At 70.7% G+C, this 26,181-nt stretch carries 26 protein-coding genes and 2 pseudogenes; 15 read left to right on the forward strand and 13 right to left on the reverse strand.

What is annotated here, in order from left to right; genetic code table 11:
• The first annotated feature begins 23 nt into the window (after window positions 1–23).
• Window positions 24–689 carry a DUF5825 family protein gene (locus J8M50_RS24645; protein ID WP_010359083.1) on the forward strand — a complete coding sequence of 222 codons (666 nt, stop codon included), beginning with the start codon at window positions 24–26 and terminating at the stop codon, window positions 687–689.
• 195 nt (window positions 690–884) lie between these two features.
• Here the strand turns inward: J8M50_RS24645 and J8M50_RS24650 are convergent, their stop codons facing one another.
• The 6 genes from J8M50_RS24650 to J8M50_RS24675 form a co-directional block, all read right to left on the reverse strand.
• The gene (locus tag J8M50_RS24650) at window positions 885–1,457 is read right to left on the reverse strand and encodes a hypothetical protein (protein WP_010359082.1); all 573 of its coding nucleotides are present in this window, start codon (window positions 1,455–1,457) and stop codon (window positions 885–887) included.
• Window positions 1,454–3,595, reverse strand: a complete 2,142-nt coding sequence (locus J8M50_RS24655; RefSeq protein WP_178855081.1) for an MMPL family transporter — start codon at window positions 3,593–3,595, stop codon at window positions 1,454–1,456. Before J8M50_RS24655 ends, J8M50_RS24650 begins: the two co-directional genes overlap by 4 nt.
• A gap of 5 nt (window positions 3,596–3,600) precedes the next feature.
• Window positions 3,601–5,400, reverse strand: a complete 1,800-nt coding sequence (gene uppS / locus J8M50_RS24660; RefSeq protein WP_010359080.1) for a polyprenyl diphosphate synthase — start codon at window positions 5,398–5,400, stop codon at window positions 3,601–3,603.
• Window positions 5,401–5,433: 33 nt separating this feature from the next.
• Window positions 5,434–6,936, reverse strand: a complete 1,503-nt coding sequence (locus tag J8M50_RS24665) for an NAD(P)/FAD-dependent oxidoreductase (RefSeq protein WP_010359079.1) — start codon at window positions 6,934–6,936, stop codon at window positions 5,434–5,436.
• A complete protein-coding gene (locus J8M50_RS24670; RefSeq protein ID WP_010359077.1) occupies window positions 6,912–7,679 on the reverse strand; it encodes a hypothetical protein in 768 nt (255 codons plus the stop codon). Before J8M50_RS24670 ends, J8M50_RS24665 begins: the two co-directional genes overlap by 25 nt.
• A 76-nt stretch (window positions 7,680–7,755) precedes the next feature.
• Window positions 7,756–8,178: an OsmC family peroxiredoxin gene (locus tag J8M50_RS24675; RefSeq protein ID WP_029184499.1), complete on the reverse strand. Its 423-nt coding sequence runs from the start codon at window positions 8,176–8,178 to the stop codon at window positions 7,756–7,758.
• A gap of 144 nt (window positions 8,179–8,322) precedes the next feature.
• Here J8M50_RS24675 and J8M50_RS24680 point away from each other — a divergent pair, with 144 nt between their 5' ends.
• From J8M50_RS24680 to J8M50_RS24695, 4 genes are all read left to right on the forward strand, one after another.
• Complete coding sequence (locus J8M50_RS24680) at window positions 8,323–9,741, forward strand: family 2B encapsulin nanocompartment shell protein (RefSeq protein ID WP_050987386.1); 1,419 nt, start codon at window positions 8,323–8,325, stop codon at window positions 9,739–9,741.
• Entirely contained in the window at window positions 9,738–10,997 is a 1,260-nt protein-coding gene (locus tag J8M50_RS24685; RefSeq protein ID WP_010359072.1) for a SufS family cysteine desulfurase, read from the forward strand. Before J8M50_RS24680 ends, J8M50_RS24685 begins: the two co-directional genes overlap by 4 nt.
• A gap of 162 nt (window positions 10,998–11,159) precedes the next feature.
• The gene (locus J8M50_RS24690) at window positions 11,160–11,696 is read left to right on the forward strand and encodes a hypothetical protein (RefSeq protein ID WP_010359071.1); all 537 of its coding nucleotides are present in this window, start codon (window positions 11,160–11,162) and stop codon (window positions 11,694–11,696) included.
• 40 nt (window positions 11,697–11,736) lie between these two features.
• Window positions 11,737–11,898 carry a hypothetical protein gene (locus J8M50_RS24695; protein WP_158002831.1) on the forward strand — a complete coding sequence of 54 codons (162 nt, stop codon included), beginning with the start codon at window positions 11,737–11,739 and terminating at the stop codon, window positions 11,896–11,898.
• Between the two features lie 439 nt (window positions 11,899–12,337).
• Here the strand turns inward: J8M50_RS24695 and J8M50_RS24700 are convergent, their stop codons facing one another.
• Window positions 12,338–13,021 (reverse strand): class I SAM-dependent methyltransferase, encoded by a 684-nt coding sequence (locus J8M50_RS24700; protein WP_010359070.1) that lies wholly within the window; start codon window positions 13,019–13,021, stop codon window positions 12,338–12,340.
• Window positions 13,022–13,179: 158 nt separating this feature from the next.
• On the opposite strand from J8M50_RS24700, the gene J8M50_RS24705 reads away from it, so the two are divergent.
• Window positions 13,180–14,016, forward strand: coding sequence for an ATP-grasp domain-containing protein (locus J8M50_RS24705; protein WP_010359069.1), 837 nt, complete (start codon window positions 13,180–13,182; stop codon window positions 14,014–14,016).
• 52 nt (window positions 14,017–14,068) lie between these two features.
• Here the strand turns inward: J8M50_RS24705 and J8M50_RS24710 are convergent, their stop codons facing one another.
• Complete coding sequence (locus tag J8M50_RS24710) at window positions 14,069–14,632, reverse strand: TetR/AcrR family transcriptional regulator (protein ID WP_010359068.1); 564 nt, start codon at window positions 14,630–14,632, stop codon at window positions 14,069–14,071.
• Between the two features lie 167 nt (window positions 14,633–14,799).
• Here J8M50_RS24710 and J8M50_RS24715 point away from each other — a divergent pair, with 167 nt between their 5' ends.
• The 8 genes and pseudogenes from J8M50_RS24715 (at window position 14,800) to J8M50_RS24750 (ending at window position 22,257) form a co-directional block, all read left to right on the forward strand.
• Window positions 14,800–15,618 carry an oxidoreductase gene (locus J8M50_RS24715; RefSeq protein ID WP_040838189.1) on the forward strand — a complete coding sequence of 273 codons (819 nt, stop codon included), beginning with the start codon at window positions 14,800–14,802 and terminating at the stop codon, window positions 15,616–15,618.
• Window positions 15,619–15,662: 44 nt separating this feature from the next.
• The gene (locus tag J8M50_RS24720; protein ID WP_010359066.1) at window positions 15,663–16,514 is read left to right on the forward strand and encodes an alpha/beta fold hydrolase; all 852 of its coding nucleotides are present in this window, start codon (window positions 15,663–15,665) and stop codon (window positions 16,512–16,514) included.
• Window positions 16,515–16,570: 56 nt separating this feature from the next.
• Window positions 16,571–17,700 (forward strand): annotated as a pseudogene (locus tag J8M50_RS24725) (low temperature requirement protein A).
• Entirely contained in the window at window positions 17,697–18,350 is a 654-nt protein-coding gene (locus J8M50_RS24730; protein WP_010359060.1) for a LuxR C-terminal-related transcriptional regulator, read from the forward strand. The pseudogene J8M50_RS24725 and the gene J8M50_RS24730 overlap by 4 nt, the downstream one beginning before the upstream one ends.
• Before the next feature lie 150 nt (window positions 18,351–18,500).
• The gene (locus J8M50_RS24735; protein ID WP_010359059.1) at window positions 18,501–19,499 is read left to right on the forward strand and encodes an alpha/beta fold hydrolase; all 999 of its coding nucleotides are present in this window, start codon (window positions 18,501–18,503) and stop codon (window positions 19,497–19,499) included.
• Between the two features lie 27 nt (window positions 19,500–19,526).
• Window positions 19,527–20,345 carry an enoyl-CoA hydratase/isomerase family protein gene (locus J8M50_RS24740; protein WP_010359058.1) on the forward strand — a complete coding sequence of 273 codons (819 nt, stop codon included), beginning with the start codon at window positions 19,527–19,529 and terminating at the stop codon, window positions 20,343–20,345.
• Window positions 20,346–20,416: 71 nt separating this feature from the next.
• Entirely contained in the window at window positions 20,417–21,199 is a 783-nt protein-coding gene (locus J8M50_RS24745) for an MBL fold metallo-hydrolase (RefSeq protein WP_010359057.1), read from the forward strand.
• A 158-nt stretch (window positions 21,200–21,357) separates the two neighbouring features.
• Window positions 21,358–22,257: an SCO6745 family protein gene (locus tag J8M50_RS24750; protein ID WP_010359056.1), complete on the forward strand. Its 900-nt coding sequence runs from the start codon at window positions 21,358–21,360 to the stop codon at window positions 22,255–22,257.
• 81 nt (window positions 22,258–22,338) lie between these two features.
• Here J8M50_RS24750 and J8M50_RS24755 read toward each other — a convergent pair whose 3' ends face one another.
• On the reverse strand, window positions 22,339–22,863 hold the full coding sequence (locus J8M50_RS24755) for a hypothetical protein (protein ID WP_010359055.1): 525 nt from the start codon (window positions 22,861–22,863) through the stop codon (window positions 22,339–22,341).
• Window positions 22,864–23,084: 221 nt separating this feature from the next.
• Here J8M50_RS24755 and J8M50_RS24760 point away from each other — a divergent pair, with 221 nt between their 5' ends.
• Window positions 23,085–23,813 (forward strand): alpha/beta fold hydrolase, encoded by a 729-nt coding sequence (locus J8M50_RS24760; RefSeq protein ID WP_010359054.1) that lies wholly within the window; start codon window positions 23,085–23,087, stop codon window positions 23,811–23,813.
• Window positions 23,814–24,056: 243 nt separating this feature from the next.
• On the opposite strand, the gene J8M50_RS24765 is transcribed toward J8M50_RS24760, so the two are convergent.
• The 4 genes and pseudogenes from J8M50_RS24765 to J8M50_RS24780 all read right to left on the reverse strand — a co-directional run bounded on the left by J8M50_RS24765 (window position 24,057) and on the right by J8M50_RS24780 (window position 26,155).
• Complete coding sequence (locus J8M50_RS24765; RefSeq protein ID WP_050987385.1) at window positions 24,057–24,335, reverse strand: hypothetical protein; 279 nt, start codon at window positions 24,333–24,335, stop codon at window positions 24,057–24,059.
• A 97-nt stretch (window positions 24,336–24,432) separates the two neighbouring features.
• Window positions 24,433–24,700: pseudogene (locus tag J8M50_RS24770) on the reverse strand (cupin domain-containing protein); the annotation flags it as partial.
• A gap of 18 nt (window positions 24,701–24,718) precedes the next feature.
• On the reverse strand, window positions 24,719–25,309 hold the full coding sequence (locus J8M50_RS24775) for a YceI family protein (protein ID WP_029184497.1): 591 nt from the start codon (window positions 25,307–25,309) through the stop codon (window positions 24,719–24,721).
• 99 nt (window positions 25,310–25,408) lie between these two features.
• Window positions 25,409–26,155, reverse strand: a complete 747-nt coding sequence (locus tag J8M50_RS24780) for an SDR family oxidoreductase (RefSeq protein ID WP_010359050.1) — start codon at window positions 26,153–26,155, stop codon at window positions 25,409–25,411.
• Window positions 26,156–26,181 lie beyond the last annotated feature (26 nt).

Genomic DNA, 26,181 nt, shown 5'->3' on the forward strand with positions numbered 1-26,181 from the left:
AGCAGGAGACAGGAGAGACGACGATGACCGCGCTACCCGCTCCCACCCGGCCCCACGCGTTCACGGTGACGGCCTGGCGGGACCACGACGAGACCGTGAACGAACTCCCCGGCATGCGCCTGGACCCCCAGCACATCGACGGTCCGGGAGGCGCCGCGGCCCGACGGCTCTTCGAGGCCGGGGCCCGCCGGGTCGCCCTGCCCCGTCCCGTGGACCTCACCGACGAGACCGACGCCGCCTGGACCGTACGCGCGCTGAGCTTCGTCGGAGACCTCACCAGCCTGGCCGTCGCGGTCGACTGGCAGGTACACCCCGGACCAGGTCCCGACGCCTGGATCCCACTGAGCCACCTCCACCCGCCGACTTCGCTCCTGGGCGTGCCGGACCCGGAGGGGGCGCTCCGGCGCTGGCGCGACAGCTACTACATCTGCAAGTGCGTCTACCGGCAGGGACCCGGATTCGTCCAGGTCCGCGACCGACGCCACGGTGAACTGCGCCGGTTCACCATCGACGAGCCCGAGTACCGCGCGGCGATCGACCTCCTCACCGACGGGGCTCCCGCATCCCGCGTACCCGGCCCGATCCTGGACGACTTCCTCCAGGAGGAACTGGCCGCGAGGATAGGGGAGTTCGTCTGGTGGATGCCGTACCGCGTGCGGCGCTGGTCGCAGGCTCCGAGGGTGCTCTAGGCCCTGTCGTCAAATTCCCGCCTGCCGGGAGACGCCTGCCACGCGCATCTGCGGCGTTGTCGTCGGTTGCCGACGCTCCGCGTCGACGCCCTCCTCCGCCTTGCAGCTGCACGCGTCAGACGCCTCCCGGCCCGCCCTCCGGGCGGACGACGGGAATTTGACGACAGGGCCTAGCCCGGCATCTCGCAGGCGTTCTCACCGCGACAGGCGCAGCGTCCCCCTGCCGTGCACCGAGCCCAGTCCTCGGCCGGCGCAGGTGGTCACGTCGCTGGTCGGGGTGACGCTGCCCGCGGTGCGGAAGCCGGCGAGCTGGCCGCCGGTGATCTTGCCGGCGAGCAGGGAGTCCCCGGGGTTGTAGCTGTTCACCGAGGAGAGCGTGGGCTTGAGGGTGGACGTGCCGACGCGGCGGCCGGAGCGGTCGTACCACGTGATGGTCCCGGAGCCGTCGATCCCCGAGGCACCGCCGCAGCTGGCCCGTCCCGTGCCGCTCGCCGTTCCGGTGCCGCTGCGCAGGCGCGTGGACGTGCCGTCGGACCAGGCACAACCCGTCAGCTTGAACGTTCCGGAGACTTTGACGGTCCGGGTCCGGAGGGTGAGTTTCGGGGAGAACGTGATGGGGCGGCCCGGCACGGTCTGGACCTGGCAGCGCAGGGTGGCCGCTGTCTGCTGGGCGGTGGGCGCCGCTGTGGAGGCCGTGGCCGGTGCGGCCAGCGCGGCGAGGACGGCCAGGGCGGTGGCGGCGGCCTTCAGGGGGGCAAGGGTGTTCACGGGCGGCTTCCTCGGTGGTAGGCGGTCGGATCGGGACACGGCTGGACATCGGCGTCCAGGCGTTGTTCGGGAACACCGGCGGGTGCGTCGTGCGGTGGGGGCAGCAGTCGGATCAGGGGGGCCGGCAGCCACCAGTTGCGGTGGCCGAGCAACCGCATCAGCGTCGGCACGACGACCATGCGGATCAGCGTGGCGTCGAGGATCACCGCGGTGGCGACCAGGAATCCCGTCTGCCGGAAGTCCTCGCGGCGCGTGACCATGAGCCCGGCGAAGACGGTGGCCATGGTGGCCGCCGCGAGGGTGATCGGGCGTGCCGTCTCGCCGAGACCCCGGGCGACGGCCAGGCGGCAGTCGCCGGTGGCCCGGTAGTACGTGGTGATGCGGTGGACGAGGAAGACCTCGTAGTCCAGGGAGAGGCCGAACACGATGGTCGCGGCCATCAGGGGGATCGCGAGATGGATCGGATGGGCCGTATGCCCGTTCGCCCACACGAGGAGGCCGAAGGACGCTGCCACGGACAGGACGTTCATGGCGATCGCCTTGAGAGGCAGGAGCACACTGCGGAAGGCGAGCAGCATCAGCAGGAAGGACCCGGCCAGGACGATGACGACGATCCGGTACAGCGCGCAGCGCAACGCCTGGTGGAAGTCGGCGAGTTGGGCGGCCGGGCCGGTGCTGTACGCCCGTTGGCCGGGTGGGAGGGTGCGGGCGGCGAGTGAGCGGATGTGGGTGACCAGGCGTTCGGCACCGGGATGGTCGGCGGTGATGCGGTCGGTGACGCTGACCACGGTCAGGTCGCGGCCGTTGTCGAGCGCCGCGACCGTGGTGATACGCGGGTCGGCGCGCAGGGCGTCGGTCAGGTCGGTGGTGTCCACCGGGCCCGTGTCCGGTGGGTGGGGCAGGGCGATCAGGGTGATGTCGGCCAGGCCGTCCCGTTCCATCTGGGCCATCCCGCGGCCGGCGTCGGTGTCCGCGATGACGCTCGGGTTCATCTGGAGTCCGGTGCGCAGGGCACCGGCCGGGGCCGCCGCGAGGAGCAGGACTGCGAGGGCGGCGAGCAGGTAGGGCCAGGGCCGGTCCATCAACCGGCGTGCCCAACGGGCCCAGCGGTCTTCCTCGTTCGCACGCTTCCGGCGGCGCACCCGGCCCCGGTCGAGGAGCGGGTCGAGACGGGGCAGGAGCGCGGGCAGCAGGGTGGTGGCCGCGGCGGCGGTGACGGCGGTGGTGAGCGCGGCGACCAGGGCGGCCGTGCGGGCGAGCGCCAGCGGGGCGGTCAGGAGTGCGGCACTGGTGACCATCACCGCCGCGGCACACCACAGCACGGCGTGTCCGGCCGACCTGGTGGCGGCGGCGGTGGCGGGGTGCGGGGCGAGTCCGTCGTCGCGCAGGCTGCGGTAGCGCAGCAGGAGCAACAGCGCGTAGTCGAGGCCGAGTCCGAAGCCGACGGTGGTGGCGACGGTGACCATCAGACTGTCGATGTCCAGGACCAGGGCGAGGGCCGCCAGGGCGCCCGTGCTGACGACGACGCCCACGGCGGCGGTCGCCAGGACCGTCAGGGCGGAGCCGAGGGAGCCCAGGCCGACGACGAGCAGCAGCAGCGCGGCCGGCACCGTGACGGCCTCCGCGTACCGCAGGTCGGCCAGGTCCGCCTTGATCTGCTCGGCGAAGACCGGGGTGGCGCCGGTGAGGGCGACGGTGACCCGGCCGTGGGAGGCCGCCGCCACCGCCCGCCCGGTCGCCGAGCGCAGTTCGGGCAGCAGCTGCCGGCGCGCGTCGGCGTCACCGTCGATGCCGACGGCCAGGTAGGTGTGGTGCGGGTCGCGGTCCGGGGCGCCCGGCACCGGGATGACCTGTGCGGTACCGGGGACGCTGTCCGCAGCCCGGGCCGCCGCGACGAGCGCCTGCTGGTACGGCTCGCTGTCGGCCATGAGGGTGCGGGAGTCGAAAGCGAGGGAGACCTGTTCGGTGCCGAACGACGGCATCCCGCGGGCGATGAGCGCCGTGGCCCGTACCGAGGAACTTCCCTCCGCCTGCACGATCGCCCCGCGCACATGGGCGAGCCCGACCGGCAGCACCACCAGGGCGGCCAGGACCACGGCCGTCCACATCGCCACACACCACCGGCCACCGCGCGTCACGGCCGTCATTCCTCTCCCCCCACCGCGGTGAGCACCGGCGGCCGGGACGCCGAGGGCACGGTTCCGTACCGGCGCTCGCGACGGCCGTAGGAGAGCAGCGCCTGCCACAGGTCCCGGCGGTCCACGTCGGGCCAGTAGGTGTCGGTGAAGTGGAGTTCGGCGTAAGTGGACTGCCAGGGCAGGAAGTTGGAGGTGCGGCGCTCTCCGCCGGTGCGCCACAGCAGGTCGACGTCGGGCAGGTCCGGGTAGGCCAGATAGCGGGCCAGCAGGTGTTCGGAGACGCGGTTCGGGTCGAGGTCACCGGCGACGGCGGCGCGCGCGACCGAGGCCGCCGCGTCGGCGAGTTCGGCGCGACCTCCGTAGTTGAGGCAGACCGTCAGGACGAGATCCGACTCGTCCCGGGTGTCGCGCTCGGCGCGCTGCACCCCCTCGACCAGGTCCTCGGGCAGCCCCTCGGGACTGCCGGCCCAGCACAGCCGTACGCCGTCGGCCTCGAAGGCGAACCGCTCCTCCGTGATCAACTCGAACAGGTTGGCGATCTCCTCGGGCGAGCGCTTCCAGTTCTCGCTGGAGAAGGCGTAGACCGTCAGATGCCCGAGGCCGATCTCCAGCGCACCATGGACGATGTCCCGCAGCGCGGTGTATCCGGCGCGGTGGCCCTCGTGGCGGGGCAGCCCGCGCTCGGTGGCCCAGCGGCCGTTGCCGTCCATGATGACGGCGACGTGCTGGGGCATGCGTTCGGGTTCGATCACCGGAGGACGTGCCCCGCCGGGATGCGGGAGCGGGCCGCGACGGGGTCCGGTGGAAGCGTTACGCGCTGTCGGTTGCGGCGGGACCGGGGCCGTCCGGACCGAGGGGCGTACAGAGACACCCGGGACCTCGATCGGAGTCAGCTTCCAGGCCAGGGCGGCCTTCGCCCGGGCGGGGCCCAGGACCCGTGCCCGGGTGTGCGGTCCGAGGCGCGGGCCGTTGTGCAGCAGTCGAGGTCCGGCGCGCTCGACGGCCCGCAGTCTGGCCCGGAAGAGATCGCTGACGGCTCTGAGCAGGATGACGGCCCCGGGGTGCGCGGAGACGGCGAACCGGGGCGGCTCCAACAGGCGGCGGGCCCGCGCGACCAGGTGGGCGATCAGGGCCTGGACATCCGGGTTCCAACGCCGTTGCAGCAGGTCGGCCGAGTCGATGCCGCACTCCTCGACGACCTCGGAGGGCAGGTGCAGAACTCCCCGGTCAAGGTCGGCGGAGAGGTCGACGAGGGTGTCGGTGAGGTAGACGCCGTCGAGGAAACGGGCGACGTCATGCCGGTACTGGGGCCGGAGCGGGACGTGCAGCCCCGCGCGGCCGAGCAAGGTCAGGCACTGGACCGCCCAGGTGACGTTGCTGCGCTGGACCCGGGTGCTCCACTCCTCCCAGGTCGCTGCCCGGGCACCGGTGGCGTCGGCCTCGATGGCCGCGTACGAGATGTGCAGGTCACGCGGGTCGAGGCGCCACCGCCAGACCGTGTCGACGATCGCGCGCCGGTACGGGTCGTCGCTGGTGCCTTTGCTCAGTTCCTCCTCCAGTTCCCCGACCCACGCCCGCATCCGCGCGGTGCGCTCGGCGGGGGTGCCGTCCGGGGAGTCGATGATGTTGTCGGGCACGCTGAGCGCGGTCCACAGGGCCCAGCACGCGGGGCGCAGCGCTGCGGGCATGAGCTGCATCAGCGCGTACTCCGTCGGGTTGGCGGCCTTGGAGAACCTGCCGCACGCCGCGTACGCGGCCCTCAGCGCGGGGTCGTCGACGGCGGCCTGGGCGGGGATGCGGGGCAACGGCGGCTTCCTTCGGTGAGGGGGGAAGTGGTGCTAAGGGAACGGGAGTCGGGCTTCGGTCCTGTGGTCGGCGGGGGTACTCCGTTGTCCGGGCGGCTGTCCGTGCGAGCGGCCGGGCGTCGTCGGCACGCCCTCGTCTTCGGGCCCGCTCGTCGGCCGTACGAGTCGTGCGGACACCGACGCCAGCAGGAGTCGGGCGAGGGCGGGGACGAGGTGGATCAGGATGCGCGGGGTGCACAGCGCCCACAGTCCTGTCGTCAGGTGTGCGACGCGCAGACAGGCCCGGGTGACGGCGGCGTCCCGTTCCATGGCGGCGCTCACTGCGGTGCGCGCGAGGTCGGCCGCCCACAGGAACGGGGACCGCCGGCGCGCGGACTCGTACGCCTGTACATCGGAGGTGCGGGTGGCGGCCCACGGCACTCTCAGCACGCGCGCGGCCTTGCGGTAGTAGCGCCGGGGAAGCCTCGTGGTCCCCGCGCGGAGGCAGTCGTGCAGGGCCTCGGCCTGGAGCGCGGCGACCGACATCCCGTGGGCGAGGGTCGGATTGGTGCTGCACAGCGCGTCGCCGATGACGACCAGGCCCTCGGGAGGCGCGAGCAGCTTCTCGTAACGACGACGGAACGCCTCGGGGAACCGGATCCGCACGGGATCGTCGAGAGGCTCCGCGTCCGTGACGATCCTCCGGAGGCCCGGGGCGCCGAGAGAACGGCCGTACGCCGTGAACGCGTCGGCATCCACCGGCGGTCGTCCGTCGAGGACGCCGACCAGCGTGAGCAGCCAGCGGTCGTCCTCCTGGGCGTACAGGACCGCGCCCCGGGGCCGGTCCGGCGTGACGTGCCGTCCGATCGCCAGAGTTCCGGGCAGGTCGTGCGGTGTACGCCGGTAGTGCCGGGTCGCATAGGTCACGCCGACGCGAACCCGGTCCTCGCGCGGCGGTCCGTGGCCCGACTCCCGCAGCCACAAGGGTGTTCGGGATGCACGCCCCGAGGCGTCGACGACCAGGTCGGCGCACACCTCCAGGACCGGTTCGGGCCGACCGCGCCGCAGAACTCGTACACCGGTGATCCTGCCGCCGCCGGGGGACGCCAGCAGACCGACGACCTCGCGCCGGGGAAGCATCCGTACGCCGGGAAGGGCCGCGACGCGGGCCCGCACCCGGGTCTCCAGCAGCGTTCTGCTCATCATCAGGCAGTTCAGCTCCGAGGGACCGCGCTTGGCCGGGCGCCCGTCGAACGTCCAACCGCAGTCTCCGTGCGGGTCGACCGGTGTCGCACCGGCGGCGATCAGCTCCGCCGACAGCCCGGGAAGGAAGGACTCCAGCACCTGAAGCCCCCGGGCCAGCAGCCAGTGAGCGTGGCGCGCCTGCGGCACCCCGACCCGGTGGACCGGCGTGACCGGCAGGTCGTCCCGGTCGACGATCAGTACCTCGCCGTGGCTGTCGGTCAGCGCACGGGCGGCGAGGAGCCCCGCCATACCGCCGCCGATCACCACGGCCCGCGTGGACGCCGCCGTCATGACGCCCAGGCCCGTCGCCACAGGGACAGCAGCCAGGGCGCTGTGAGAGAGGCGAGGCAGTAGATGAGTGCGTAGCCGCCGACGATGGCGGACGGCAGGGCCGCCATCGACAGGAGACCGGTGACGTCGTGGGGACGGTAGACCACCGTGCCCGAGCAAGTCGTCAGGATGTCGAGCGGGACCGTGAGAGCGACGATCGCGGGAATCCGGGCGGCGGTCTCGAAGTGGCGGCACAGGACCAGGAGTACGAGGAACCAGGGGACGCCGACCGTATCGGTGCGCGCGCTCAGCAGCAGGTCGTTTGTCGCCCACAGCCCGACACCGACGAGCGCGCAGATCAGCAGGGGCCGCCGGGGCAGTCGGGGCGGCAGGGAACGGGTCACCATGAGAACCGCGAGGAAGATGACGGCATGCAGAACGGGGATGTACGCGGGCGGACTGCCCAGGCGGTAGTCCCACAGGCCCAGCCACCGGGTGGCCGCCACCTCCACCGCGGAGGTGCTCACGAAGACGACAAGCGTCTGCGTACGGACCAGAGCATCCTCACGCAGCGCAAGCCGTACGGCCGCCACCAAGCCGATCCCGAGGGCGAGGACCAACTGGCCGGAGGGCCCGAGCGAGTCCGCCAGTGGTACGGACGAGGAGCAGACCGCCAGCCCGCCGACCCCGCACAGCAGATCCGCCCGAGCCTCGCGCGACCATGTGCCGGGAAGGGGCACAACCTTGTCATCGTCGATGACCTTCGAGGCAAGACCGCTTTCCATGCCGAAGCAACGAGATACCGCATGGGTGGTTACGCTGCGCGACGACCGGACGGACCCCGGGCGGCGCCTGCATCTCTCAGATCAGCACTGTCTCCACGGTGGACGGAATCGCCTGCAGTGCTCGGCTGACGGGGCAGCGCTGCTCGGCGGTCGCGGCGGCCTCCCGCAGTTGCTCGGCACTGATGCCGGGGACCTCGGCCTGGACCTTGATGGCGATGTGGGTGAACCCCTTGCCGACGTTCAACGTCGCGTCGCACTCCGTGGTGACGCGACTGGGCGGTGTTCCCGCCTCCGTGAGGACGTGCGAGAGCATCATCGTGAAGCAGGCTCCCTGGGCCGCCGCGATCAGTTCTTCGGGTGATGTCTCCCGCTGCGGCGGGACCGGGCTGAGCGGATAGCGCAGATCCGGAGAGGCCGCGCCGGAACCGAAGGCCATACGCCCCCCTCCCTGGTCCAACGGCCCTTCCCAGTGTGTGAGGACAGTTCCGGTGATCTTCATCGATCCTCCTGCTGTCGTACAAGCGCCGTGCCAAGAATTATGGTGAGGAATGAATCTTCATCGGGTCAAGACACCAAAACGAGTGATTTAGCGGGCGTGGGAAGAGGGAATCCCTGGTTTCAGGAAGTCCAGGGAGGGACCGCCGTGAGTCATCCAGTCACAGAGGAAAGCCCCCAGCCCCCCATCTCCACCAGCCTCGGGACTCGTGCCGCCCGCAGCATCGCCAATACCACCAAGGCCCCGGCCCAGCTGTCTTTGACCACTCCGCGCTGGCTGCTGCGTCTGCTGCCCTGGGCGACGGTGGAGTCGGGCACCTATCGGATCAACCGATGCGTCGCCTACGCCGTGGGTGACGGGAGGATCACCCTGCTGGAGGGCGGTGACGGCGGCAGCCGGATCCTCGTGGAGGACATGCGTGAGCTGCTCGCGCTGCGCGACGTGACCGACCCGCGCCTGCTGACGGCGGTCGCCGAAGCGTTCCGCCCCAGACGCGTCGTGGCCGGAACCACACTGGCCGAGGCCGGCATGCCCGCCGACGGGCTGTACGTCGTCGCACACGGCCGGCTGGAGCGGCGGGGCACCGGGCACTACGGGGAGCCGACCGTGCTCGGGATCATGGGGGAGGAGGAGTTCTTCGACGAGGAGGCGTTCCTGAAGGGCGGTGACTGGCCGCATACCGTCGTCGCGCTGACCAACAGCACCCTGCTCGTCCTGGACCTGGACCGGGTACGGCAGCTGGAGGAGCGGCACCCCGAACTCGCGCGCGCCTTCGCGTCGTACCGCAGTGGCGGCGAGGGGAGAGCCGCAGTCGGCGAGGCGATGTCCGCCGTCGCCGCCGGGCATCAGGGTGAGGCGGAGCTGCCGGAGACCTTCGTCGACTACGAAACAGCCCCGAACGAGCGTGAACTCGCCGTCGCCCAGACGGTGTTGAGGATGCACTCCCGTGTCTCGGACCTCTACAACGTTCCCCTCGACCAGCACGAGGAGCAGCTGAGGCTGACCATCGAACTGATCCTGGAGCGGCAGGAGCGGGAGCTGCTGAACGATCCGGAGTTCGGCCTCCTGCACAACGTCGCCCCCGCCTTCCGGGTCCGCTCCCGCAGCGGCCCGCCGACCCCCGACGACCTCGACGACCTGCTCGCCGTGGTGTGGAAGCAGCCCGCGTTCTTCCTCGCCCACCCCCGCACGATCGCGGCCTTCGGACGCGAGTGCACCCGCCGAGGCGTGCCGCCCGCGATCTTCGAGATGCACGGCAGCCCGTTCCTGAGCTGGCGCGGTGTCCCGCTGGTGCCCACGGACAAGATCCCGGTCGATCCGGTGGACTGCACCTCCAGCATCCTGCTGCTGCGGGTCGGCGAGGACAACCGCGGTGTCGTGGGGCTGCGGCCGGACCGGCTGCCCCACGAGCACGCCCCGGGGCTGGCGGTGCAGCCGATGGGACTCGACCGGCGGGCGGTCGCCTCACACCTGGTCAGCTCGTACTTCTCGGTGGCCGTACTCGTGGACGACGCGCTCGGCATGCTGGAGCGCGTGCAGGTCGCCCACTACCACGAGTACGCATGAGAGCCGCCGCCCGTTACTGGCTGGAGCAGACCGCCTCGGCCCCGCCGGCCTTCCCCGTCGCCGCCGTACGCGCCGACTTTCCCGCCCTGTCCCGGACCGTTCGGGGGCGCCCGCTGGTCTGGCTCGACAGCGCCGCCACCGCGCACAAACCACACCAGGTCATCGAGGCGGTACGCGTCTTCTACGCCCGTCACAACTCCAACGTCCACCGCGGTGCCCACACCCTCGCCCGCGAGGCCACCACCCTGCTGGAGGAGGCACGGGCCCGTATCGCGTCCTTCGTCGGCGCACCGCGGGCCGAGGAGATCGTGTTCGTCCGTGGCGCCACGGAGGGGATCAACCTGGTCGCCCAGACCTGCGGCCGGATCCGCGTGCAGGCCGGCGACGAGATCGTGCTCACCACCCTTGAGCACCACGCCAACATCGTCCCCTGGCAGATGCTGTGCGCGCAGAAGGGCGCCCGGCTACGGGTCGCGCCGCTCCACGACGACGGCACGGTCGACCTGACCGCCTACCGCGCTCTGCTCGGGCCGCGTACGCGGATCGTCGCGCTCGCGCACGTGTCTAACGTGCTGGGCACTGTCCTGCCCGTGCGCGCGATGGCCGACGCCGCACACGCCCACGGCGCCGTCGTGGTGGTGGACGGCGCCCAGGCCGTACCCCACCTGCGGGTGGACGTCACCGCCCTGGGCGCCGACTTCTACACGCTGTCCGGGCACAAACTGTTCGGCCCCACCGGCATCGGTGTCCTCTACGGCCGCACCGAACTGCTGGAGGAGATGCCGCCATGGCAGGGCGGCGGCTCGATGATCACATCCGTGAGCTTCGAACACACCCAGTACGCGGCGCCGCCGCAGAAGTTCGAGGCCGGCACCGGTCATATCGCCGGCGCGGTCGGGCTCGGCGCGGCAGTCGACTATGTGCAGTCCGTCGGGCTGGACGCGGCGCACGCGTACGAGGCGGCACTCGTCGCGTACGCCCGGCGGCAACTCGCGGCCGAAGTCCCAGGTCTGCGCCTGCTCGGACCGGCGGACGGAGTCGGCGTCACCGCCTTCACCATCGACGGCACCGACCCCGCCCGGATCGCCGACGCGCTCGACGACGCCGGCATCGCCGTCCGCGCCGGCCACCACTGCGCCCAGCCGGTCCTGCGGCGGTACGGCCTGAACGCCGCGGTACGCCCGTCCTTCGCGTTCTACAACACCCGCGAGGAGGTCGACCTGCTGGTACGGGAGCTGGCCCGAGCCCGTCATTAGGCCGGGGGAGTGGCGCGGCACGGAGCACACTCACCCTCCGTCGTAACCAGCAGGAGCGGTGCTGTCGGCTGGCGAGCCTCCTCAACCCCTCTTAGCTTGTAGTCGAGCCGTCACTTTCCGTGGCGCCGGTCGACGGGGCGCCCCCATCAAGGAGGACCACTCTTGGAACGCACACGTCTCCCCGTCCTGGCCGCCACCGTTCTGCTGCCCGCCGGACTCCTCCTCGGCGCTGCCGCCCCGGCGCAGGCCGCGGTCGTCGACCTGTCCTGCGCGGGCACTGTCGCAGCCCATTACGCTCCGCCGCTACAGCCCATCCCGAGGCCCACCGCCATCACCTCCAGCGCTCAGGTGGGCTGCGCGATCTCCAGCGACCCGACCCTGACGTCCGGCACGTTCGGCGGCAGCTCGACCGCGACAGCCAGTTGCCTCACCGGCAGCGCGTCCGGGACCTTGACGTTCACGTGGAACAACGGCCGTACGTCGACGGCGCAGATCACCAGCGTCGCCGCTCTCAGGCCCAACGGGGACGTCGTCACCGTCAGCACCGGGACGGTCGTGGACGGCGAATTCGAGGGTGACAAGGTTGTCACCGAGGTCACCCTGCTCGCCGACGACCAGTTGGCCTGCTTGTTGGGAGCAGGCGTCAGTTCGGTCAGCGGCCCGACGACGGTCACTTTCACGGCTCCGCTCACCCGCTAGCCGGCCCGCTCTCACCGTCGAAGCCGAAGGGGGCGTCACGGTGTCACGCCGGGGAAGGAACGAGTGGCTGGCCGGCCTGCTCGCGGAGGGGCGGTGGAGCGCCGGACAGTTGGCCCATGCCGTCAACACCCGTGGAGCCGCGCACGGGATGACACTCCGGTACGACCGGAGTTCGGTCGCGCACTGGTTGTCGGGGTCGTGACCCCGTCCCCCGGTTCCCGAATTCGTCGCCCAGGTACTGACCCAGGCCGCCGAGCGTTGCTGATGAAACAGACCTGGCCGCTGGGCGCTGCGACGGTGCTCTCACCCTGCCGGTCGGCGCCGGCAAGGTGACGAACGGTGGCATCGACCGGATTCGCGGCATGATCGGCGTGTTCACCACGCTCTCGTACGCGAACTGCTCGTCCTGGGAGCGCAGTTGACGCATCTTCTGGCCGTGACGGCCGTCGACGCGGGGCTCCACCGGGCGGCCCATCAGTACCACGGAGCCGCGCTGCGCCTAGCCCGTCGGGCGGACGACCGGCACACCTATGCCACCCACGCCCTGCGCCTGGAGAACCCGCCGCAGGCCACGCGCCTGGCCGAGGCCGCGCTCGACACGGCCGGTCGCAGCGAGGATCCGGCGTTGCGCGCCTTCCTGCTCACCCAGCGCGCGCTGGCACGGGCCGTCGACGGCAGCCCGGGAGGCGCTCTGACAGACCTCGCCGTCGCGGAGCGCGCTGCGGCACCGTCCTCCTGGCCGGCGCCGACCGTACGCGCTCACTCGGGCGAGACTCGCCGAGATCCTTCTCGATCTCGGTCATCTGGAGGAGGCATGTGAGCACTGGGACGTGTTCCTCGACCTCTATCCTGCCCTGTGTTCCGCTCAGGCGGATCAGGCGCTCACCAGCCTTCGGCAGCGGATGCGGCGAGGAGCTTGCCGGAGAGATGGCCGGCTCTTCCACCATCAGCCAGCGGGCCATGCGGGCGACCACCTCGGCCCGGTCCGGCAGATGGACGAGTACCGCCCGGGTGCGCACCAGGTCGAACGGACCGGCGGCGAACTCCGGTCCCTCCACCACGTCATGGCGCAGCACGCACAGGTTCGGGCGGCCCTCTCCCGCCCTGTCGTCCAGGAACCGCATGTCCACATCGGTGGCGACGACCTCACCGCGGGGACATCGGTAGGTCAGCCAGCGCGCCAGCGAACCGGTGCCCGAACCCACCTCCAGACATCGCCATCCGGACCGTAACCCGAGCCTGTCCAGCAGTTCGAAGCTGCCCGGATCCCACAACGCCGCGAGCGCCTCAAGCCGCCGGTGGCCCGTGTCCGCCGAGGCCGCCACGGCACGAGACGCTCGGGGTGGCGAACTGGTGAAGGCGCTGAACGCCGATGACGTCGCGGGCGGCACGCCTGCCCGCCTGTCGAGTCCAGCGGCGACACCGAACCCTGTCGTACACCCGTACTCCTGTAGATTCGCTGCACGACCTCAGGAGATCCGCGATGCCCGACCGCCGCAAAGTTCTGTTCGTGACCGACCTCGCCTACCAGGCCCGGGGGCGACGCTACTGCGACGAGGACATCTTCCTGACCTCTCGGCTGCGGGACGCCTTCGACATCGCCCTGTGTCACCCGCTGGACGCCGCCGCGCTGATGGACGCCTTCGACGGTGTCGTGGTCCGCAACAGCGGGCCCGTGCTGCACTACCAGAAGGAGTACGACGCTTTCCGGGACCAGGCCACGGCCCGCGGCACCGGGATCTACAACCCGCTGTCCGGCCGGGGGGACATGGCGGGCAAGCAGTACCTGCTGGACCTGACCGCCGCTGGATACCCGGTCATCCCCACCATCGACCGGCCCGAGGATCTGTACCTGCTGCCCGAGGCCGGCCAGTACGCCGTCAAGCCGAAGGCGGGCGCGGACTCCATCGGCCTGACCTTCCTGCCCCGGAAGCAACTGGACGACCTCGCCTACGGCGACATCCTCGTCCAACCGCGCATCGACTTCCGCTACGAGGTGTCCTTCTACTACATCGACGACGCCTTCCAGTACGCCCTCCGCACCCCCGACCCCGAGCGGCGCTGGGTCCTCGAACCCTACGAGCCCACCGACGCCGACCTCGCCTTCGCCGGGCGCTTCATCGACTGGAACACCCTCGACCACGGCATCCAGCGCGTAGACGCCTGCCGCACCCAGGACGGCGAACTGCTTCTCGTCGAACTGGAGGACCTCAACCCGTACTTGTCCCTGGACCTGGTCCCCGAACGGACCCGTGACTCCTTCGTGGAGGACATGAAGTCGTCCCTCCACCGATTCCTGGACACGCTTCCCCGCCCCTGAGGCGGAACCCGGGCTCCTCGCGCAGTACCTGGTTCGGCCGAGCCGTTGAGGCTCAGCCGCGTGGCCCCGAGCCGTGCAGCAGGGTGTCGACGACCAGTGCGGCCAGTGCGTCCGGGTCCTGCTCCGCGCCCGGCCTGTCGATGGCTTCGCTGAGCAGGGCGTAGTACACCTGCCGCGCCCAGTCCAGGTCGGCACCCGGCGCCAGCAGCCCCTCGTGCTGCGCCCGGGTCAGGAGAGAGACGGTGTGGGTGTCGATCTCCTCCCAGAGGGCGGCGGCGGTTTCGGTGTGAGCCGTGGCGTGGCTGAGGGTGAAGCGCCAGGTGCTCTTGACCCGCAGCACGTTCGCGGTCACCCGGTGCAGGGCGACGAGGGCGGGCGCGGCGTCCGGGCGGGCTTCCTCGATGGCGTCGATGAGCTGCTGTTTCGCGGATACGGCGAGCGCCTCCAGAAGCGCCTGCCTGTTCGCGAACCGCCGGTGCACCGTGATCCTGGTCAGTCCCGCGGCCTCGGCGATCTGCTCCATCGAAGCGCCCGCGTCCTGGGCGAGGACCTGCTCGGCCGCCTCCAGAATCGCGCGCACACTGCGCTCGGCATCTGCCCGCAGTGCTCGGCCCATGTCTGTCTCCTGTCTCGTCGGCTCACGCTCTTGTCCCTCTGTAGATGATACGTGAACGCTACGAGTACCCCCTTAATTGATGCATCGATGTTGCTTCTTCTGGATTAACTGATACGTTGATGAAACCGATCAGGGATCGCCCCCGGTCCCGGAACCAGGAGTCCAAGATGACGACAACACGACCCGTAGCCCTCGTGACCGGCGCGTCCTCCGGCATCGGAAGGGCAGCCGCCCTCGCGCTGGCCGCAGCGGGCCACGAGGTGATCGGCACCAGCCGCGACACCACGCACGTCACCCCGCTCAAGGGCGTGACCTTCCTCGACCTCGATGTCACGAGCGACGCGTCGGTGACCGCTGCGGTCGGCGAGGTGATCGAGAAGTTCGGGCGCATCGACGTCCTGGTCAACAACGCCGGTATCGGCTCGGCGGGCGCCGCCGAGGAGAGCTCCGCCGGGCAGGCGCAGGGCCTGTTCGACATCAACGTCCTCGGCGTCATCCGGATGACGAACGCCGTCCTGCCCCACATGCGTGCCCAGCGCGGCGGACGCATCGTCAACATCTCGTCCATCGTCGGGTTCATGCCGCAGCCCTACATGGCCGTCTACGCCGCCTCGAAGCACGCCGTCGAGGGCTACTCCGAGTCCGTCGACCACGAGGTCCGCGAGTACGGCGTACGGGTCCTGCTCGTCGAACCCGCCTGGACCAGCACCGCGTTCGACGCCGCCAGCGTCCGTCCCGACCAGCCCCTGGACGTCTACGCCCGCCAGAGGCACGTCTTCGAGGAGTACATGGCCCAGGCGGTCAAGGACGGCGACGAGCCCGCCGTCGTCGCCAAGGAGATCGTCGCGGCGGCGACCGACGCCAAGCCCAGGCTGCGCTACACCGCCGGCGCCATCACCGGACGCGTCCGCACCATGCGCCGCTTGGTCCCCTCCCGCATGTTCGACCAGCAGCTGCGCAAGCTCAACCGCCTGCCCGCCGCCTGACGTCCAGCCCCCGCCTCCCGACAACAACGACAGGAAAAGCTCCCATGAGCACCTATCTGGCAGACGCCGCCGAGAACCTCACCGTCGACGGCCCCTCCGCGACCTTCACCTACCGGCGCTTCGGCCCGACCGGCAACACCCCGCTGGTGCTTCTGAACCGGGTCCGGGGAACCCTCGACTGGTGGGACCCGGAACTTCTGGACCACCTGGCCGCCGAGCACGACGTGATCGTGTTCGACAACGTCGGCACCGGCTACACCACCGGCACCCCGCGCGACTCCGTCGAGGGGATGGCCGACGGCGCCGTCGAGTTCATCGAGGCCCTCGGCCTCGCCCAAGTCGACCTGCTGGGCTGGACGTTGGGCGGCACGGTCGCCCAGCACATCACCCGCACCCGGCCCGACCTCGTGCGCAGGCTGGTCGTGGCCGCCGCCAACCCCGGCGGCACGGTGCCCGGAGCGCCCGACCCGGACCCGAAGGTGCGGGCCACCATGACCAAGCCGGAGGTCACGGGGGACGACCTGGTGTTCCTGTTCTTCCCGGAGACGGACACCGGACGCGCCGCCGGTCACGCCCACCTCGCCAGGGTGTCCGCGCGGCTGGCCACCGGGCTCCCCGCGGTGTCCGAGGCGGCGGCCATGGGCCAGCTCACCGCGATCGCGAAGGACGCGGCGATCCCCTTCGAGCAGGTGCGCGCGGACCTGGCGAGCATCCACCGGCCCGTCCTGTACGCGACCGGGATGCAGGACGTGATGATCACTCCCCTGGCCGCCTACACCGCCGTACGGCACCTGCCCCACGCCACCCTCGTCGCCTACAGCGACGCCGGGCACGCCTTCCTCTTCCAGCGCGCCGAGGACTTCGCCACCCAGGTGACGGCCTTCCTCGCCGGCTGAGCAACGCCGAGAATCCGTCCACCAGGAGGTTCGTCGTGGAGTTGACCAGCGATCAGGTGCGCCGCGAGGTCACGCCGCTGGAGTTGTTCTTCGACCTGGTCTACGTCTTCGCGATCGGCCAGCTCTCGCATCAGCTGCTGGCGCACCCGACGTGGACCGGCGCCGCCCAGACCCTCGTCCTCTACCTCGCGGTCTACGCGGCGTGGGCGTACACCGCCTGGGCGGTCACCCTCGTCCCGGCCGAGGACCCGCGGACCCGGCGGATGCTGCTGGCGGTCATGCTCGTCGGACTGTTCATGAACGCCGCGATCCCGCGCGCCTTCGGCGACGCCGGGTGGGTCTTCGTCGTCACGTTCCTGCTGATCCACCTCGGCCGGACGGTATGGCTGCTCGGGGTGGGCCTCGACGCGGTCAACCAGGAGCACTTCCGCCGCGTGCTGGTCTGGTTCGCGGCCGCCGCACCCCTGTGGCTGACCGGCGCGGCGGCCGACGGCGGCGCGCGGCTGGGGTGGTGGGCCGTGGCGCTGACGATCGAGCTGGCGGGCACCTGGACGGCCCACCCGCTGCCCGGCCGCCGGCTGGAGTCGCGGCAGGTCGGCTTCGCCGGTGGGCACCTGCTGGAGCGCGGACGCCTGTTCGTGATCATCGCGCTGGGCGAGACGGTCATGACCACCGGCACCGCGCTCACCACGGCCCGTACGAGCCGATGACCCTGCTGACCAGCGGTGTGGCACTCACGGGCACGGTCGCGTTGTTCTGGCTGTTCTTCAGCCGCTCCGAGCGCGTCGTACGCCACTTCCTGAGGACCGAGGACCCGATGCGGGCCGCGCGCAGCGGCGTCATCAGCCTCATGGCCTCGGTCGCCGGGCTGATCGCCGTGGCCGTGGCCGACGAACGCGTCATCGCCCACCCCCTGGAACACGCCGGTATCACCACGAACCTGCTGCTGTTCGGCGGGCCGGCCCTCTACCTCGTCCCGCAGGCATGGCACGGGGCGACCCTGTTCGACGACCTGCTCCGGCCACGGCTGCTCGCGCTGTCCGCTCTGGTCATCGGCTGCGCCGTCACGACGACGGCCCCGGCGTACCTGTCGGCCGTCGCCGCCGCCGCGATCGTCGTCGCCCTGGCCGTGTCCGAAGAGCGCCGGTCGGCGTGGGCGGTGCGGTCCGGGGGAGGGGCGCCATGACCGAGGCCGGCGTACTGGTCTGTGACGACCAGGAGTTGATGCGGGTCGGACTGCGCATGGTGGTGGACGGCCAGCCGGATCTCACGGTCGTCGGCGAGGCCGGGGACGGCGAGGCGGCCGTGGCACAGGCGCTCACGCTGCGCCCCGACCTCGTCGTCATGGGGATGCCGCACCTGGACGGCATCGCGGCCACCGCGCAAGTGCGGGCCGCCCTGCCCGACACGCGCGTGCTCGTCCTTGCCGGGTGCGACCGCGACGAGTACGCCTACGCGGCTCTGCGCGCGGGAGCGGACGGCTTCTTCGTCAAGGACACGCCGGCCGCCGAGCTGCTCGTCGCCATCCGCGGTGTGCTGCGCGGCGACGCGGTGATCGCCCCGTCGGTGACGCGGCGGCTGATCGACCGGTACGTCACGGGCGCCGTCGCCCCCCTCACCGACCAACGCCTCGACGTACTCTCCGACCGCGAGCGCGAGGTGCTGAGCCTGGTCGCCCGCGGGCTGAACAACGCGGAGATCGCCGGGAAGCTGTTCCTCGGCGAGACCACGGTCAAGACCCACGTGGCCCGCATCGTCGCCAAACTGCGCGTCCGCGACCGGATAGAGGCCGTCGTCGTGGCCTACGAGAGCGGACTGGTTCGCCCTGGGGGATGACCCCGCCGGGCGCCCGGGATGGTTTCCGACGACAGCGCCGCTGCCTAGCTTCTGGACATGTCGATCATGCGGAGTCTCTACGGCGGACCCGGCTCGGCACAGTCGTTCAGCGCGCCGGGGGAGACCTCCGGCCCGACCCGAGGAAATGGCATGTCTTCCACCGATCGACCCACCCGTATCTCCCGGCGCACCGCGATGGCGCTGGCCGGCGTGTCGGTCGTCGCGGCCCTCACCGCCACGGCACCGAGCATGGCCAACGCCGTCAGCGGCACGCGGCACCCGGTCACCCGGACGCAGACCACCGAGAGCGCGAGCACCGCTCCCAACCTGCGCGTCACGGCCGCCAACGGCATCACTTACCAGTACCGCCGCTTCGGCCACCCCCGCACGGGCGGCGTCCCCCTGGTCTTCCTCCACCACTTCCGCGGCACCCTCGACAACTGGGACCCCCAGCTCATCGACACCATCGCCGCCAAGCGCGAGGTCATCCTCGTGGACAACGCCGGCGTCGGCGGCTCCACCGGCACCACCCCCAGCACCGTCCAGCAGATGGCCCTGGACGCCATCGACTTCATCGACGCCCTCAAGCTGCCCCGCTACGACGTGTTCGGCTTCTCCCTCGGCGGCGAGGTCGCCCAGGAGGTCGCGCTGCGCCGCCCCTGGCAGGTCCGCCGCGTCGTCCTGGCCGCCACCGGCCCCCAGGGCGGAGTGGACCAGCGCACAACCGACCCGAACATCTTGCAGCGGACCCTCAAGGACAACCCCGGCCCCGCGGACTACCTCTTCCTCTTCTTCAAGAACACCGCCTCCAGCCAGGCCGCAGGGGGCGAGTTCCTGCGGCGCCTCGGCGAGCGCACCACCGACCACGACGCCCCCTCCAGCCTTGTCACCCGCGACCACCAGTTCACCTCCTGGTCCGAGTGGGGCATCCCCGACAAGTCCAAGTTCGTACGCCTGCGCGCCCTCTTCCAGCCCACCCTGGTCGCCGACGGCGAGAGCGACATGCTCATGCCCGCCAAGAACTCCCGCCTGCTGGCCGAGTACCTCCCCGACGCCCGACTGCACATCTACCCGGACGCCGGCCACGGCTTCCTCTACCAGTACGCCGTCACGTTCGGCACCGAGGTGAACACCTTCCTCGACCGCTGACAACCCCCCTCAGCACTGGAGCCCAACATGTTCACGATCGAGACCGTGGCGCCCAAGATCCGCAGGGTCACCTTCACGAATCCGCCGGTGAATGTCGTCGGCGCGGACACCGTCACGCAACTGCTCGACGTCGTCGACGAGTTGAGCAGGGACGAGCAGGCCCAGGCCGTCGTCTTCGACAGCGGCACGCCCGGATACTTCTTCAACCACGCCGACCTCGGCCAGGTGCCTGAACTCCTGGCCCTGAACGCCGCGGACGGGACCCCGACGTGGGTCGAACTCGTCACCCGCCTGACCGGCGCCCCGTTCATCAGCATCGCCTCCATCCGCGGGCGCACGCGGGGTGGCGGGGACGAGATCGCCCTGGCCTTCGACCTGCGTTACGCCAGCCGCGAGGAGGCGTTCTTCTGCCAGCCCGAGGTCGCGATCGGCATCGTCCCGGGAGGTGGCGGCAGCGACCGTCTGGCCCGGCTGCTGGGGCGCGACCGCGCACTCGAAGCGATCCTCACCGGCCAGGACTACGACGCCGATACGGCCGAACGGTACGGGTGGGTGACCCGGGCCGTCCCCGACGCCGAACTCGACGCCTTCGTCGACGGTGTCGCGGCGCGCATCGCGTCCTTCGACAGGGCGTCCGTCCTGGGTGCCAAGGCGCAGATCAACCGGTCGACCCTGCCGCCCGTGGCCGATCTGCGCGCGTCCTGGGCCGAGTTCGCGGAGTCCGTCAACTGGCCGGGATTCCAGGGCCGGTTGCCGCGACTCGGGAAGGCCATCGCCGAGATCGGTCTCGACGAGATCGAGCGCGATCTGGGCCATTACGCCGGGCTCATCAACGAACAGGCGTAAGCGCCGAGGCCGACCTGTTCTCCCGGCGCCCACGAAATCCTCCACCCCCCGCCTCCATCAGGAGTACGACCATGCACGGCACCGTCACCGTCATCGACAAGGGCCCGATACGCATCCACAGCTACACCGCGCCCGAGGACGGCCTCGCCGTCACCACCCAACTGATCGAGACGCCGTCGCGGATCATCGCCGTCGACGCCCAGTTCGTCCTGGCCTACGCCGACGAGGCCGCCGCCTACGCCCGAGGGCTCGGCAAGCCGCTCGACCGCCTGGTCATCAGCCATGCGCACCCCGACCACTACCAGGGCGCGGCCCGCTTCGACGTCCCCGTACACGCCCTGCCGGAGACCATCGCGGCGATCGTCGCCATGGACGACAAGACCGACCTGCCCACCGGAACCCCGATCCCGCTCGCCGGCATGACCCCGACTGTGGCGATCACCCCGGGCATCGAAGTCGTCGACGGCGTCCCCTTCGTGTTCGAGAAGGTGACCGGCGGCGAGATCCACACCACCCTCGTGATCAAGCTGCCCGAACAGGGCGTACTGGTCGCCCAGGACGTCGTCTACGACCACACCCACCTGTGGTTCCTGGACAAGGACTTCGACGGCTGGCAGGCCAACATCGACCGCTTCGCCGCCGAGACCGGGTACGACACCGTCCTGCCCGGCCACGGCGAGCCGACCGGCCCGGCGGTCTGGGCCGAACTCACCGACTACGTCGACGCCGGGCGCGAGTTGCTCGGCGACGACGGCGACGCCTACAAGGAGGCCATCACCGCGCGCTACCCCGACTACCGGGGCGCGGCACTCATCGACATCGCCAACGCCTACTTGTTCGGCCCCAAGGACTGAACTGCCGTTGTGGGTCGTACCTTTGGTGAGGAGAGAAGGGCGGTAGCCGCCGGAGCCCGTTCTCCGATAGCGTACCGACCAGACGGTACGAGGGTGTGCCCCGCGCGCCGTCGTGTGCTCGATGGACACTTCATCTGCCACAGGACGGCGAACCCCTCATGACGCAGAACACGGACGGCGACAGCCTGGCCCTCGCGCGCCAGACCTGGAGAACGCTCGAGCCCTACCACGGGGCCGTCTACTTCTCGCCCGAATCCGCAGGCCAGTACGCCGAGTTGGGCGTGGACGCCAGGACGGGGTACTTCGCGTCCCGCTCCGCCGCGCTCGGCGCCGCGCCGGCGGATCTGGTCATCGCCACGTTCTACAACTTCAACCCCCAGTTGGTACGCCGAGCCATACCCGCGGCGTGGGAAGCCGCCACGCCGCAGCAGTTCACCGCCGCCCGGCTCGCCGGGATCGACGCCACGCTCCGCCGCATCCTCGGCGCGGACGTCTCCTCACCGGCGCTGGTCCGCGCGGCGGAACTGGCCCGTACCGCTGCTGAAGCGACCGTGAGCCATCCACAGGGCCGCCCCCTCTTCGCCGCGCACGCCGCACTGCCGTGGCCGGACGCACCCCACCTCGTGCTCTGGCACGCGCAGACGCTGCTGCGGGAGTTCCGTGGCGACGGCCATGTGGCGGCGCTGCTGGCTGCCGGGCTGAGCGGGATCGAGGCTCTCGTCACGCACGCCGCCACCGGCGACATCAGCGTGGCGGCGCTGCGCGACTCGCGGGCGTGGACGCCGGAGCAGTGGGAACAGGCCGTGGAGGACCTGCGTGAGCGTGGCTGGCTCGACGACGGACCCGACCTGGCCCTGACCGAGGACGGTACGCGGCGCAGGGCGGAGATCGAGCACACCACCGACAGGCTGGCGGCGCTTCCTTACACCACGCTCGGCCCGGCCGCCTGCGCCGAACTCCGTTCACTGGTGAGGCCGTTCAGCCTCGCGGTGGCCAAGGAGCTCATGCCGTGGGCGGTCGACCGGCTCAGCCTCAGCCTCAGCGAAGAGAGCGCGTGAGAGAAGAGCGCGAGGCCGGGTCCGCTGCCCCTGAGACGCGGTTCGTCCACGTGACCGAGTGGGCCTCGGGCACCGCGCTGATCAGGGCCGTTGGGCGCGGTACAGACCCCGGCCGGTACGCCTGATCCGGGACGCGCCGACGAGGCGGTCGAGTGTGCTGCGGATCGCGTTGATACTGCCACTGTCGGTGGCGCGACCCAACGCCGTTGCCACATCGCGGGCGCGCACATCGGTGTCACCGACCTGTGCGAGGTACTCCAGGATCTCTTCGGTCAGCCTGCCGTACGTGCGCTCCGTGTCGGCCTGTGAGAGGGGCTCCCGCTTCTTCCCGGCTCCCTTGCGGGCTGCGGGCCGCCGAGAGACCGGGGTGACATCGTCCGAGGGGGTGACAGGGGCGGTCGCCGTCCTGACCGGCGTCGCTTCCGCAGGGGTCGCCATCACGTACTCAAGGGCACTCAGGGCCCGTTGGACGGATCCCAGATGGGCGACAACGGCGGCGAGTTCCCTCTCCAGCGCCCGCTTCTGCAACTCCAGGCGGCTGAGGTCCTCCTGGAGGCTCTCAGCGGTGATCTCAATGTTGTGTGCCGCGCGAGATGCCGGAACCATGTCTCCCTCTCAACCTCGACTCTCCCTGCCGCGATCCGACCGAACATCGGTGGCAGCTGTTTCGGAGCATCATATGCACCATGGGCCCTTCACAGCAGAACACCGGCGGCTTGCACACAGTTGTTGCCACTGTCGGTGGGGCGCGACGGGTGATACACACCGTGTGCCAAGATGTGTTCAGGTCTCTCGCACACAATGCGCCGTCCGTCGATGGAGGAATCATGCCCGCGATCTTGATCCACGGAGTTCCCGACACCCACCACGTATGGGACGGCGTGCGACAGCACCTGGCCAGGACCGACCTGGAAGCCTGGGACCTTCCCGGGTTCGGCGCTCCGCGCCCGGCCGGGTTCGGAGCCACCAAGGAGGAGTACGTCGACTGGCTCGTCGAACGGCTGGAGCGGATCGGTGAGCCGGTGGACCTCGTCGGACACGACTGGGGCTGCATCCTGACCCTCCGCGTCGCCTCCCTGCGTCCCGACCTGGTCCGCACCTGGGCCGGGGGCAATGGTCCGGTCAACTCGGGCTACGTGTGGCACCCGTTGGCCAAGATCTGGCAGGACCGGGTCGAAGGCGACCGGTTCATGAGTGAACTGCGGACGGAGTCCTTCGCCGACGACGTGGCGGCGGGCTTCGACGTGCCCATCGACCTGGCCAAGGACATGATGAGCCGCCTGGACGAGCCGATGAAGGACTCCATCCTCAGGCTGTACCGGTCTGCGGTCACCATGGGGGCGGAGTGGGAGCCGGGACTCTCCGCGGTGTCGGCGCCGTGCCTGGTCTTCTGGGGCAAGCTCGACCCCGCCTGCCAGATCGAGTTCGGACACAAGCTCGGGGACTCCCTGCACGGGTCCGAGGTGATCGAGATGGACTGCAACCACTGGCCGGTACTCCAGCGGCCCGCGGAGGTGGCCGAGATCCTTGAGAGGCACTGGAGCGCGAACGTGTGACGAGGCGACGCGGGACACGTGTGCGGTAGCGCTGCGACAGGGGTGACCGCGGGCGCGGTGACGGACAGGACCGGCGTTCGACCTCCCCTACGACGCCCTGGTGGTCACGGCGGGAGCGGTGACCCGCACCGTCACCGGCGGGGAGCCACACCGCGGGGGACCGCGATCCGCTCAGGGTGTGACCCCGCGGCCGGTCCGGTGGACGCGGGAGAGGACCTGTTCGGTGTCCGCCCGTACGGTCCGTCAAAGACGGTCTGTGGCCGAGTGATCGAGCCCGGTGTCGTCTTCTCCGCCGGAAGGTGCCTGGCCCCCGGGCGTCGGGCGCCGCAGTCTCCTGAGCCGGGTGGAGACCTCGTCCATGCGGGCGTCCACCGCGGCGATCGCCTCCCGGAGCAGGCTCAGCCGCTCATCGAGGAACGCGGCCTCCGCAGCGAGCGACGCGGCGGTGACGGCGGGATCGGTCCGGGTGTCTCTCGAACCGTGATCGCTCGCTACGCATCGGCTCACATGTGTCCCTGCCATGGTCCTCCTTCGCTGGGGCCCGGGCGGATACCCGCCGCAGGCCGTCGACACTGGATTGACCGGGCAGCGAAGGGAGTTGTGACAACGCGTCGCGCAGCGGTTCCGGGGCGTCCTGGGAGAAGGGGGCGCCGTGCGGCAGGACGTAGAGGACTTCAAGGACGAGGTCCGTCGTGGTAGTGCCACCCTGTCGCCTGCCCGGGGGGAATGGTGATCTCGCGGAGGGTGTAGTCGTGATCGCCGATGGTCTGCTGGGCCAGGATCCTGCCGCTGACCCCAGGGCCGCTCGGCGTGAGTGCCAGAACCACGAGTGCGGCTTCGACGGTGGTGGCACGCAACGTATTGGTTCTCGCCGGGTCTCGTGACATCGCCCCCTCGATGGCCGGTCAGGCCGTCGTTTCCGGGTCGGTTCGGATCGCCGAGATGTCCAGGCTCAGCGTCACCTTGTCACTGATGAGGACGCCCCCCGTCTCCAGCGGCGTGTTCCAGGCGAGCCCCCAGTCCGAACGCCGCAGCGTGGCCGAACCCGCGAAGCCGACCCTGTGCCGCCCGGAGGAGTCGTCGCCGGATCCGCCGAAGACGACGTCGATGTCCAGGGGCAGCTCGATGTCCTTGATACGCAGACTGCCCGCGAGGCGGAACGCGTCGCCGCCGGCCGGGAAGATGCCCGTGGAGCGGAAAGCCATCAGCGGATACGTCGCGGAGTCGAAGAAGGTGGGGCCCGCCACCTGCGTGTCACGGTCCAAAACCCCCGTATCCACACTGTCGGTCTGGACACTGGCGTACGCCTCGGACCGGGACGGATCGGAGCCGTCGAGGAGGAGAAGGCCCTCGAAGCGGCCGAACCTGCCGCGGACGGTGGAGATCATGGCGCGCCGGACGGAGAAGCCGATCGTGCTGTGGACGGGGTCGATGGTGTAGGCACCGGTCACTGCCGGGTACGTACGAGGGCCGGAAACAAAGGGCCGGGTGGGCATGGTGAGCTGCTTCCTGTGTGTGCCGCAGGTGAGACAAAGGCATGGGGCCTGCCGTGCCGCAGCGCAGTGCGGCACGACAAGCCCCACGGGGACGCCGGCTCAGCCCTGCTGGGAGAGCCAGTCGGTGAAACGGGTCTCCCCGATGTGCGCGTCCGGACCGGGCAGCAGCGTGTCCTCACTCAACTCCGCACCGAAGTACGGCGCGTGCGTGTCGGCCACCACCTTGCGGGGGTCGCCCTTCGCGGCCAGGCCCGTGGCGATCAGCTCGTCCAGCTGGAACACGTCGGGACCGGCGACCTCGACCACCCCGTTGACCGGGGTGCCGACAGCGGTGCGGCCCACGGTGGCGGCCACGTCGTCGGAGTAGACAGGCTGGATCTTGACCGGGGCCAGCCGGACGGTGTCACCGTCGGTCGCCGACTCGGCGATGCCCTTCATGAACTCGAAGAACTGCGTGGCGTGCACGAGGGAGAACGGGATGCCCGAGTCCTTGATCAGCTGCTCCTGTGCCTGCTTGGCACGGAAGTAGCCGCTCTCCTGGAGCCTTTCCGTGCCGACCACGGAGAGCGCCACGTGGTGCGTGACACCGGCGTCCGCCTCGGCCTTGAGGAGGTTGGCGGTCGAGGTGCGGAAGAACTCCATGACGTCGTCGTCCGCGAAGGAGGGCGAGTTGGAGACGTCGACCACGACCGAGGCGCCGGTCAGGACCTCGGCCAGGCCCTCGCCCGTCAGGGTGTTGACGCCGGTGTTGGGGGCGGCGGGCACGGCCTCGTGACCGTGCCCGTTGAGCTTGGCGACCAGCTTCGAGCCGATCAGTCCGGTGCCGCCGATGACTACGACCTTCATGGTGGGAATCCTTTCGGGAATGTGCG

The organism is Streptomyces acidiscabies (assembly GCF_020010905.1).
Lineage (GTDB): Bacteria > Actinomycetota > Actinomycetes > Streptomycetales > Streptomycetaceae > Streptomyces > Streptomyces acidiscabies.

Coding starts and splice junctions, on each gene's coding strand:
- J8M50_RS24755 (WP_010359055.1), bottom strand. CDS start 22,863: ATGGTTCCGGCATCTCGCGCGGCACACAACATTGAGATCACCGCTGAG.
- J8M50_RS24740 (WP_010359058.1), top strand. CDS start 19,527: ATGTTCACGATCGAGACCGTGGCGCCCAAGATCCGCAGGGTCACCTTC.
- J8M50_RS24780 (WP_010359050.1), bottom strand. CDS start 26,155: ATGAAGGTCGTAGTCATCGGCGGCACCGGACTGATCGGCTCGAAGCTG.
- J8M50_RS24685 (WP_010359072.1), top strand. CDS start 9,738: ATGAGAGCCGCCGCCCGTTACTGGCTGGAGCAGACCGCCTCGGCCCCG.
- J8M50_RS24750 (WP_010359056.1), top strand. CDS start 21,358: ATGACGCAGAACACGGACGGCGACAGCCTGGCCCTCGCGCGCCAGACC.
- J8M50_RS24670 (WP_010359077.1), bottom strand. CDS start 7,679: ATGGAAAGCGGTCTTGCCTCGAAGGTCATCGACGATGACAAGGTTGTG.
- J8M50_RS24765 (WP_050987385.1), bottom strand. CDS start 24,335: ATGGCAGGGACACATGTGAGCCGATGCGTAGCGAGCGATCACGGTTCG.
- J8M50_RS24745 (WP_010359057.1), top strand. CDS start 20,417: ATGCACGGCACCGTCACCGTCATCGACAAGGGCCCGATACGCATCCAC.
- J8M50_RS24675 (WP_029184499.1), bottom strand. CDS start 8,178: ATGAAGATCACCGGAACTGTCCTCACACACTGGGAAGGGCCGTTGGAC.
- J8M50_RS24730 (WP_010359060.1), top strand. CDS start 17,697: ATGACCGAGGCCGGCGTACTGGTCTGTGACGACCAGGAGTTGATGCGG.
- J8M50_RS24715 (WP_040838189.1), top strand. CDS start 14,800: ATGACGACAACACGACCCGTAGCCCTCGTGACCGGCGCGTCCTCCGGC.
- J8M50_RS24705 (WP_010359069.1), top strand. CDS start 13,180: ATGCCCGACCGCCGCAAAGTTCTGTTCGTGACCGACCTCGCCTACCAG.
- J8M50_RS24760 (WP_010359054.1), top strand. CDS start 23,085: ATGCCCGCGATCTTGATCCACGGAGTTCCCGACACCCACCACGTATGG.
- J8M50_RS24775 (WP_029184497.1), bottom strand. CDS start 25,309: ATGCCCACCCGGCCCTTTGTTTCCGGCCCTCGTACGTACCCGGCAGTG.
- J8M50_RS24735 (WP_010359059.1), top strand. CDS start 18,501: ATGTCTTCCACCGATCGACCCACCCGTATCTCCCGGCGCACCGCGATG.
- J8M50_RS24720 (WP_010359066.1), top strand. CDS start 15,663: ATGAGCACCTATCTGGCAGACGCCGCCGAGAACCTCACCGTCGACGGC.
- J8M50_RS24710 (WP_010359068.1), bottom strand. CDS start 14,632: ATGGGCCGAGCACTGCGGGCAGATGCCGAGCGCAGTGTGCGCGCGATT.
- J8M50_RS24645 (WP_010359083.1), top strand. CDS start 24: ATGACCGCGCTACCCGCTCCCACCCGGCCCCACGCGTTCACGGTGACG.